We start from the raw sequence: 9,872 nt of genomic DNA on the forward strand, positions 1-9,872 counted from the left end.
GTAGTTTTTCTACTTAGTAATTTTTCGATTCAGCAGTTAGTAAGCATAATTTAGCAATCAGTTTTGGTACCTCGATCGTTGCTTAGTCTTAGCGTCACAGTTGGTAAGAAGCAGATCTGTAGGGCGATCGCCGAAAAACGTAGACAGTGCTTTAGAGATTCTTTGTAAGTTTTGTGGGCATATTCTAGTAAACCAGGAGACCTTCTTCAACTCGCTATGACTAACTCTTCTTCTCCACGTCGTGCGCTCGTCGTTCAAAATAATTTTTCTCCCTTTGGTAACAAGCTCGTCCAGTCTGGCTACGTCAACAACGCCCAGATGCAACAGGCGCTGATCGAAAGCCGCAAGTCTGGCAAAGCGCTGCTCGACGTGCTGGAGTCAATCACAGGACAGCAACTGCCGCCTGATCTACTCCGTCAGTATAAGAAGCAGCAGCTCTTTGAGTTGAAGATTCTTTATGGTGTAGAGTCACTTGACCCTGAAGTCAGCGAGATTACTAGCACTCAAGTGAGCGAGTTGATCGATACGCTAATCCCGATCGATCTATGCCGTCGTTATAACCTTGTACCGCTCTCCAAAAGTGACAATCAGCCACCATTTGTGCTGGTGGCAATGGTTGACCCAGATAACCTGCAAGCTCAGGATGACCTGAATCGTCGCTTGCGCCCTCAAGGATTGGCGTTACAGCGGCTCGTCATCACGGTAGAAGATTACCGCCGCCTTATTAATCAATATCTAGACGAGAAAGAGAAGCGCGATAAGCAACTAGAAGATCAGTCCAAAGTTGATGTCAACAAGGATCTTGAAGGGTTGGGCTACCTGGATTTGCAGGATGCCCCTGATGAAGATGATGCCAACCTGGATGTTTCAGATGCCGAAGCTGCACCTGTCATCGCCCTAGTTAACAAGATCATGATCAAGGCGCTCCAGGAAGGTGTTTCAGACATCCATATTGAGCCGCAGGAAGAAACTTTGCGTGTGCGGTTTCGCAAAGACGGTGTGTTGAGAGAACCATTTGCCGAACCCTTCCCTAAAAAGATTATTCCCGCTGTTACGGCTCGTTTCAAGATTATTGCCCAACTCGATATTGCTGAACGTCGCGCACCTCAGGATGGTCGAATTCGCCGTATTTATGACGGTCGCAAAGTGGATTTCCGGGTTAACACACTGCCAAGTCGCTACGGTGAGAAAGTTGTGTTGCGGATTCTTGACAACTCTGCTACGCAGCTAGGGTTGGATAAATTAATTACTGACCCGGAATCGCTGCAAATTGTGCAGGAGATGGTGCGGCGACCCTTTGGCTTGATTCTGGTGACCGGTCCAACGGGGTCTGGAAAGACGACTACACTCTATTCGGCGTTAGCAGAACGTAACGATCCCGGTGTCAATATCAGCACAGCCGAAGACCCGATTGAATATTCCTTACCTGGTTTGACACAGGTACAGGTTATTCGAGAGAAGGGGATGGACTTTGCTGCCATTCTGAGAGCTTTTCTGCGTCAAGATCCAGATGTAATTCTGGTGGGTGAAACTCGTGACCGAGAGACAGCCAAGACAGCGATCGAAGCGGCTTTGACCGGACACTTAGTGTTAACGACACTGCATACTAATGATGCAGCGGGCGCGATCGCCCGTCTAGATGAAATGGGCGTTGAACCCTTTATGGTTTCTGGTGCTCTACTGGGAGTAGTGGCACAACGTCTAATGCGCCGCGTTTGTAGTGATTGCCGTATTCCTTACACGCCTACCAGGGAAGAGTTAGCCCGCTTCGGTTTATCTGCTTCTAGTGAAGGTGAGCTGACGCTTTATAAAGCTAACTTTTTACAACCAAACGAAATTCAGGAAGCGCGAGCGCGCAACCAACTCTGCGCCAAATGCGGTGGGGCTGGCTATAAAGGACGTTCTGGTGTCTATGAAGTTATGCGGATCACTGAACGGCTGCAAAACCTTATCACTGATGGTGCTCCGACTGAAGCGATCAAAGAGGTTGCCGTCGAAGAGGGGATGCAAACGCTATTAGCGTATAGCTTGAATCTTGTTCGCACTGGTCAAACAACGCTTGAGGAGGTTGAACGAGTTACCTTTACTGATACTGGCTTGGAAGCTGAACTACGCGCCAAGCGTAAGTCTGCCTTGACTTGCCGCGTTTGCAGCGCCGACCTCAAACAGGAGTGGATCGATTGTCCGTACTGTATGACCCAACGCTTTCAGGATTAAGAATTGAACTTAGGAAATAGTTGGTTCTTTATCGTTAGCTTTTGGTTGGCAAGCACGCTCATTAAAGCAAAAAAGTCATTTCAACTCTGAGGGTTCAGGCATGATGAATGGGTAGACTATATGCCTAGCTGTTCACATTCTTTGAACCCGTGATCATTTTCTAGATCAGGCGATCGTTCCCTTAATGGCAGACGATCGACAATGCACTAAACCATTTCCCAAAGGAGCAAGCTCTATGGAGTTGATGATTGAAGACCTGATGGAGCAGTTGATCGAGATGGGTGGCTCCGACTTGCACCTGACGGCTGGTCTACCACCGTACTTTCGCATCAGCGGTCACTTGCAGCCGATCGGCGACCAGTCACTTACGGCTGAAGAATGTCAACGGCTGATTTTCAGTATGCTCAACAACACGCAGCGAAAAAATTTGGAGCAAAACTGGGAGCTAGACTGTTCCTATGGGGTACGCGGTTTAGCACGGTTCCGGGTCAACGTCTATAAAGATCGAGGCACCTACGCCGCTTGCTTAAGAGCGCTCAGCTCAAAGATCCCTAACTTTGAGAAACTTGGTCTTCCAGATGTTGTCCGCGACATGACTGAAAAACCCAGAGGCTTGATCTTGGTAACTGGACCCACTGGTTCTGGTAAGACGACCACTCTGGCTGCCATGATCGACCTGATCAACCGTACCCGTGCTGAACATATTCTGACGATCGAAGACCCGATCGAATTTGTCTACGAACCTATTAAAAGCCTGGTACACCAGCGCCAGTTAGGCGAAGATACCAAGAGTTTTGCCAACGCCCTCAAAGCCGCTCTGCGTGAAGATCCTGACATTGTGCTCGTTGGTGAGATGCGTGACCTAGAAACTATCTCTCTTGCCATCTCTGCCGCTGAAACAGGGCACCTTGTTTTCGGCACCCTACATACTAGTTCAGCCTCGCAAACCGTTGACCGGATGATTGACGTTTTCCCCTCCGAGCGGCAGACACAGGTAAGAGTTCAGTTGTCTAACTCGCTTGTAGCGGTCTTTAGCCAAACTCTAGTACCAAAGAAAAACCCTAAACCAGGTGAATATGGTCGGATTATGGCGCAGGAAATCATGATTATTACACCTGCAATCTCTAACCTGATCCGAGAAGGCAAAACGGCTCAGATCTACTCTGCGATTCAAACGGGGGGCAAGATCGGGATGCAAACCCTAGAGAAGGTACTTGCTGACCAGTACAAAGCGGGTCTAATTTCTTTTGAAGCTGCGATGTCAAAAACATCACGTCCTGATGAAATTCAGCGGCTTATCGGTGGAGCGCCTGCGGGTGCAGCGCCTGCTGGAGCCGCTAGACGCTAGTAGTTTATCCTCTGTGTTTTGACAGCTAAAGTTAATTGAGCGATCGCTTTCAAGGTTTGTCATTCTTTAGAGGCATTCTTAACTGGACGCTAGCCGCTTTGGCTCCTTGTTCGTTGAGCGATCGCTTTTTTGCAGCAGTACAATCTGTTATCAACGTCTCAAAGTACGCTTACCTCGGTACCATTCTCAGCAGTGCCTGAAGTACTAAAAGTCGATTAAGAGCGTGCGGGTTTATCGGTTTAATCATTTTGCTATTTTGGTATCCACTATGCCTACTTTCGTTGCTCGTGTTCAGGACGTTAAAGGAAACGCTAAGAAAGAAAAAATCGTTGCCGACACCATTAGTGATGCCCGTACGGCTCTGCGAGAAAGGGGTCTGTTCATTCAAGACTTGAAACAAGATGAAGGGTTATCTTTCAACCTCGACATGAAGAAGTTCCAAGCTTCAATGGCGAAGGTGACAGTCAAAGACAAAGCCGTGTTCTCCCGACAGTTTGCTGTGCTGGTTAATGCGGGCGTAGCAATGGTGAGAGGGCTGGGCGTTTTATCTGAACAATGCACAAACCCTAAGTTCAAATCAGCTCTACTAGATATCAGTGCTGATGTACAACAAGGGATGAACCTCTCAGATGCAATGCGAAAGCATCCTGGCTGCTTCGACAACCTCTATGTCGCAATGATTCAAGCTGGTGAAGTCGGTGGTGTGTTGGATGAGGTGCTAAACCGTTTAGCAAAACTGCTGGAGGACGTAGCGCGACTACAAAACCAGATCAAGGCGGCGCTTTCTTATCCCGTAGTGGTAGGAGTCTTGGCAACGATCATCTTCGTGGCAATGACGGTGTTTCTGCTGCCTGTCTTTGCAAATATCTTTGCAGATATTGGGGTCGAGCTACCACTGTTTACGCGGGTAATGATGTCAATTAGTGAATTTTTACGTAGCCCCAGAGTTTTGATCCTAATCGTTATCATTCCCGTCTGTATGTTTGCTTACAAGCAATACTACAAAACGCGAGTGGGACGTGAAACGATCGATCGTCTCTCCTTAAAAATGCCTTTGTTTGGCGATTTAATCGAAAAGACCGCTACTGCTCGCTTCTGCCGTACGTTTGGTGCATTAACACGATCAGGCGTACCGATTCTGACCTGTTTAGAAATTGTACGTGACACAGCGGGTAATCAGATTATTGCTAACGCGGTGGATGAAGCACGACGAGAAATTCAAACAGGCGGCATGATTAGTATTGCGCTTCAGAGAGAGCAGGTTTTTCCACTGATGGCAATTCAGATGATCAGCATTGGGGAAGAAACAGGAGAAATCGATCAAATGCTGATGAAAGTGGCAGATTTTTATGAGGATGAGGTGGAGCAAGCAGTGAAAGCGTTGACCAGCATTATGGAGCCGATTATGATCCTCTTTTTGGGAGGCATGGTTGGTTCGATTTTGCTCTCAATGTACTTGCCAATGTTTGCAGTCTTTGAAAAGCTGGGCTAGGTCTGATCGTCAGCGAAAGTATGTCTATTAACCGAACTCACTACGAAGCAGTTTTGGCTGAGTGTTGCGATGCACTAGGGGCGATCGCCCTGCTTAAGCAGTATCGCCCTTATCTCGAAATGCTGCCTAGTATGCGTCGTCCTGATGAGAGCCTAATTACGATCCCGTTGCCGATCGTCAGGTTTCGTCACGGTAATGCTGCTAGTAGTCCAGGGGGTACAGGCACGGAAGCCCTCTGTCTGCCGTGCGATCTGGCGATTCTTATGTGCGATCCAGAGTGGAAGATTAAAACTGGAGTAGAGATTTTTGTTTTTATCCATCGATCACAGGAGGATTTCTCTGATTTACTTAGCCGATGGCGACAAACGCAGGTAGTGTTGAGCCGTGGCTATGAGTGGGAACTGCCATTGCGCTATAAGCACATTTTGAGTGAAGGGGCAGACAACACCTATCCCCTCTTTGTCGTTTTTGAAGAAACGCCTGAACGCATCAAACGAGGCTTGAAAGGTGCTTTTTTACCGTTCGTGATTCAACCCACGCTTACTGCTGATGGGGAGAAACTGTCCGAGCCTGTAGCGACGGAAGTTATAGCAGGCGACAATGCTGAGACTGAACCCTAATTTCTAGCGGTAGGATGCATATCAACTTAAGTTGGTGTCGTTTTCAGCCGCCGCTTCTGTCGTTGGTACATAAGAATTGGCATCCCCAAAAGTTGCGGGCCAAGGCTGAGTAGAAGCCGAGATCGGTGCATCAGGTGTATCAGTCTCCGCTTCCCATTGGAGTGGCAACGGATCAGGTTGTGGTAAAGGATTAGCTAGTGGGGTGGATGGCTTTAACACGTTGTCGCCTAGACTATTCAGTGCTTGGAGTGCTTCTGTCGCGGACTGATAGCGGTCTCTAAAGTCGTAACGCACCATTTTATTGAGCACTCCCGCAAGGGCGTAGCTGACCTGCGCTCGGTGTTTCCAGGGTATCTCGCCTGTGCTTTTATCTTGCATTAACTGGCTAGGTAATAAGCCAGTCAAGGCTTGAATGCCGATCATGCCCACAGCGTAAAGATCACTATTGAATCGAGGGTTGCCTGCACATTGCTCATTGGGCATATAGCCTTGAGTGCCAATACTAACTGTCATGCCCGTGTGCCCCTCGTCTGCGGCTAACTGACTAACTTCTTTAACGGCTCCAAAGTCGATCAGGACGAGTTTGCCATCAGATTGCCGACGAATAATGTTATTCGGTTTAATGTCGCGATGAATGACATGATGGCTATGGACAAATGTAAGAATTGTCAGCAGCTCTTGCAAAATCGTTACCACCCTAAATTCTGGCATCTGTCTGCCAAGTGAAAGTTCACTGCTGAGGGGTTGCCCTGGTATAAATTCCTGGACGAGGTAAAACTCTTGCTCTTCCTCAAAATATGCCAAAAGCTGTGGAATTTGCTCATGCTTACCAAGTTTCTCAAGCGTTTCTGCTTCTTGCTTAAACAGCCGTCGTGCCAATTGAAAAAGTTTAGGATTGTTACTGTTAGGGCGAAGTTGTTTAACAACACAAGCTGGATTACCGGGTCGTTGGGTATCATCAGCAATATAAGTTTCGCCAAAACCACCAGAACCAAGTACTTTTCGGATCGTGTAGCGCCCTGCAAGTTTTTTCCCAAACATCTCTTGCTCACGATATTCGGGCAGTAAATCTTTCAAATCATCCTGCTCACTTTTGCTGATGATTTCTTGAATCAGCGGTGAGCCTGCATAGTCTTTCATAGTGCGGCGAAGTTTTACTTTTTCGCTCACAATGCCGATAAAAAGATAAGTAGTGCCGGTGAGGGCGATGGCACTCATAGGCACTGCAGCTGGTAAAACTAACCGACCTTGGGTAAACACAATATAGGTAAAGCTACCCCATAGGAGAACAATGCCCATTGCTGCCGCAAAGCGTCGTAAGGCTCGCTTCGCTCGGCTTTGAACATAGCCCGCGGCTATAACGATCACAAAGACAAAAGCGCCTTGAAGTGGAGCATTAGCGATCGCATCGGCGATCGATTTATTCTCTAGCAATGTGGCGATCGCATTCGCGTTAATTTCTACCCCAGATATAGGCTGACGATACAGAGGAGTGTCTGAGAAGGGTGCAGCATGGAAGTCTTGGGACAAGCTAAAGGTAGGTCCAATAAGCACAATCTTGTCTTTAAACGCGCCACGTTGTACTAACGTTTCCCATGTAGCAGGATCAAGTACTTGCCAAAAAGATATCTGCTTGAAGGTGCCAGCAGGACCATAGAAAAACATATTCTCACCCTGCGGTGCTGGATACAGAAGCTGAGACGTTCGCATCGTGGCTTCTGCCAATGATGGCATCACAGACTGCGAACCAATCAACCACTCCTGAGGTGGTTTAGAGGGGTTCGTTTGCGCCATCTGTCGTGCAAATTGACTACCTAGTTGATGAATGCGGCTATTCGGCTCAAGAGAATAATTAATCAGACCGACTGACATTGGTTTGGTCTGAAACATATCATGCGGTCCCAAGAGCTGCGTTAGCATACCTTGCGACGTATTAGTCTCTTCGTATTGGGCTGCCAGTGTTACTCGTCCTGCGTGCCGCTGTAACGCTTGTAAAAAGGCACGATCACCAGCAGCACTGCTACTGGGAGAATCAAAAATTAAATCGATCGCCACTGAGCGCACACCTGCTGCCATTAAACGGTCGATCGCACGGGCATAAGCTAGCCGATTCCAGGGCCATCTCTGCAATGGCTCTAAAAACGCATATTTTTTGGGGTCATTGGTATAAACGCTTGTCCCCTGGGCAATTGACTCTTCGTCAATTGTCAGAATAACCACATCCCCCGGCGGCGCAACTGGACCACGTAATTCAAAGAACAGCGTTTGTACCTGCCGCTCTAGGAGTTGGTTTAGATTGGACTGGCTAGCAGTTAGGAGAGCAGCGGCGATCGCCAATGCACCCACTGCAAAATGCCCAAAGCCACCTGGCTCTGGCGCATGCAGTCGAGACTTCAGTGTGTTGGTTAAACGCTTAGTTGTTGAAGGAGTCTTAATAGTCAGCGATTCTGTTTTGGGTAGCGGCAGTTTTCTAGCCATCTTCAGGTTTACATGAGGGACTTTCAAGCAACACACCCAATTGACCAATGTAGCTGAACAGGCAATAGAGGGCACTACTACAATTTAGATCAGTCTTAACTCATTAATGGCAATCACCTGTTGATTTAAGCAACTGGCAAGCAGGTGAAATCTAGCGCTAAAAGGATGTCTTAAAAGTTTTGGGGGTCGAATTTTATGCAGTCACTTGACATGAGCCAGATTATAGCAAGGTAGATCAAGGTCACTGATGTTTCTGGCTTAGCAGTTCAAGTCAGTCAGTGCCCATAGCAATCAGTTTTGGTTGAGCGCATGTTGAATAGAGGGCATTGTCTCTTCCTATCACTGCCTTCTATTCTCCCTTCTACCAATTCTTCAAGGCTAAGCTACAGATGGTATAAAGTAGCAGTTGGGTTCAATTAGCAGACATGGCAGGCGTTTGCAAGCTCGAGGTCACTGAAACGGAAATAGACTTGAAACAATGGCTTCGCAGCCAAAAGACTGCCTCTGAGAATAGAACGCATCCAACTGCTGTATCTGCTCAAGACTGGGCAGACAACTACAGTTTAGTCTACCGACCCTACTTAGTTACCATCGCGTCATCGTGCAAGAGTGGCTCCGCGTATATTGCACTGGTGGTCTCGCCGCTATGCTCACCCATTCACCCTAAACGGGACGCAAAGCATTCCTCAGTGGGCATAAGAGGCACTTAACCAACGGTTGGCACCAAAGTGAGGACTTCAACCCAGCTACGGTGAGATTTGTCAGTGGTTAGAGACGCAACTTAACCTAAGTGCTCTCTACAAAACGGTGCATCAACTGGTGCATTACAGTTTCAAAACCTTACTGAAAATGGCGCGTCGGTGAGCGTAGCGAATACCGATGCCTCCATCGGGAGGCATCTAAACAAGCTCGCTTAGAACCTCACGTTGCTAGCTTAGTATGCCGTAGTTATGCCGGGACTAAGTGAGCAGGCGCGCTGTTTTTACCAAGATGAGACGAGACTCGGTTTCAAGACCGTTAGTGGGCGTAGGATCATCACCAAGAGTGTCAAGCTTAAAGGCAAAGTGCAATGGCAGTTCAAGGCGACTTACTCTTTATGGTATGGTGAAACCCGCTACAGGCAAACACTTCTTCTATGAATTCACCTATCTCAATAGCAATTGCTTCCAGGTGTTCTTGGGCTTAGGCAGTGAGCGCTATAAGGGCTACATTTTTATCATGCAACTGGATCAAGCTGGTGTTCATAGAGCAAAACGATTACAGATTCCGACCAACATGATCTTTATGTTTCAACCCTGCCATACATTAGGAATTAACCCGTACGCCTTGAGCAGGGCAAAGCCTTATGAGCGAGTATGGCAGCATTTCAAGTTAGGCTTGCGTTGGAAGTTGCCCAAAGACATAGACACATTACGATTATTAATGCGGATAAAATTAGAGGCAATGACCTAAACGGTTATTGCTTCAGCTACGGGTTAGCACTCCATTTTCCAAGGGCTATCTGTAGCTGATAGGTATTTAAGAAATTAGTACGACTTTCTGCGCCACATGATGGAGTCAGTTCTCAAAGATGCTGTGTCTTAATACTTACAGCGATGGTTATAAGAAGGATTTAAGCAGGAGGTTACTCAACAGAACGGTGGAATAGCCGCATTGGACTACCCCACCATTTGCCTAAGAATCAACCTGGCACCGAGCTATTTTTGCAGGGAGCTAC

General features: G+C 47.6%; 7 protein-coding genes. 6 read left to right on the forward strand and 1 reads right to left on the reverse strand.

The genetic code is table 11. The features are described 5' to 3' along the window. Positions 1 to 216 precede the first annotated feature (216 nt). From H6F86_RS13590 to H6F86_RS13605, 5 genes are all read left to right on the forward strand, one after another. Positions 217 to 2,217, forward strand: coding sequence for a GspE/PulE family protein (locus tag H6F86_RS13590; protein WP_190449141.1), 2,001 nt, complete (start codon positions 217 to 219; stop codon positions 2,215 to 2,217). A 235-nt stretch (positions 2,218 to 2,452) separates the two neighbouring features. Next, positions 2,453 to 3,565, forward strand: a complete 1,113-nt coding sequence (locus tag H6F86_RS13595; RefSeq protein WP_190449142.1) for a type IV pilus twitching motility protein PilT — start codon at positions 2,453 to 2,455, stop codon at positions 3,563 to 3,565. 35 nt (positions 3,566 to 3,600) lie between these two features. Beyond that, a complete protein-coding gene (locus H6F86_RS31915; RefSeq protein ID WP_206756038.1) occupies positions 3,601 to 3,765 on the forward strand; it encodes a hypothetical protein in 165 nt (54 codons plus the stop codon). Positions 3,766 to 3,833: 68 nt separating this feature from the next. Next, a complete protein-coding gene (locus H6F86_RS13600; protein ID WP_190449143.1) occupies positions 3,834 to 5,057 on the forward strand; it encodes a type II secretion system F family protein in 1,224 nt (407 codons plus the stop codon). Positions 5,058 to 5,077: 20 nt separating this feature from the next. Continuing rightward, positions 5,078 to 5,677 (forward strand): hypothetical protein, encoded by a 600-nt coding sequence (locus tag H6F86_RS13605; protein WP_190449144.1) that lies wholly within the window; start codon positions 5,078 to 5,080, stop codon positions 5,675 to 5,677. 21 nt (positions 5,678 to 5,698) lie between these two features. On the opposite strand, the gene H6F86_RS13610 is transcribed toward H6F86_RS13605, so the two are convergent. Further along, positions 5,699 to 8,155: a serine/threonine-protein kinase gene (locus H6F86_RS13610; protein ID WP_190449145.1), complete on the reverse strand. Its 2,457-nt coding sequence runs from the start codon at positions 8,153 to 8,155 to the stop codon at positions 5,699 to 5,701. A 1,101-nt stretch (positions 8,156 to 9,256) separates the two neighbouring features. Between H6F86_RS13610 and H6F86_RS13615 the strand changes: the two genes are divergently transcribed. After that, entirely contained in the window at positions 9,257 to 9,607 is a 351-nt protein-coding gene (locus H6F86_RS13615) for a hypothetical protein (RefSeq protein WP_190449146.1), read from the forward strand. Positions 9,608 to 9,872 lie beyond the last annotated feature (265 nt).

Source organism: Phormidium sp. FACHB-592 (assembly GCF_014695795.1).
Taxonomy (GTDB): Bacteria; Cyanobacteriota; Cyanobacteriia; order Leptolyngbyales; family Leptolyngbyaceae; genus Stenomitos.

What these genes read in the sequence shown, in the direction of transcription:
- H6F86_RS13590 (WP_190449141.1), top strand. Translation starts at nt 217, where the DNA reads ATGACTAACTCTTCTTCTCCACGTCGTGCGCTCGTCGTTCAAAATAAT.
- H6F86_RS13595 (WP_190449142.1), top strand. Translation starts at nt 2,453, where the DNA reads ATGGAGTTGATGATTGAAGACCTGATGGAGCAGTTGATCGAGATGGGT.
- H6F86_RS13600 (WP_190449143.1), top strand. Translation starts at nt 3,834, where the DNA reads ATGCCTACTTTCGTTGCTCGTGTTCAGGACGTTAAAGGAAACGCTAAG.
- H6F86_RS13605 (WP_190449144.1), top strand. Translation starts at nt 5,078, where the DNA reads ATGTCTATTAACCGAACTCACTACGAAGCAGTTTTGGCTGAGTGTTGC.
- H6F86_RS13610 (WP_190449145.1), bottom strand. Translation starts at nt 8,155, where the DNA reads ATGGCTAGAAAACTGCCGCTACCCAAAACAGAATCGCTGACTATTAAG.
- H6F86_RS13615 (WP_190449146.1), top strand. Translation starts at nt 9,257, where the DNA reads ATGGTGAAACCCGCTACAGGCAAACACTTCTTCTATGAATTCACCTAT.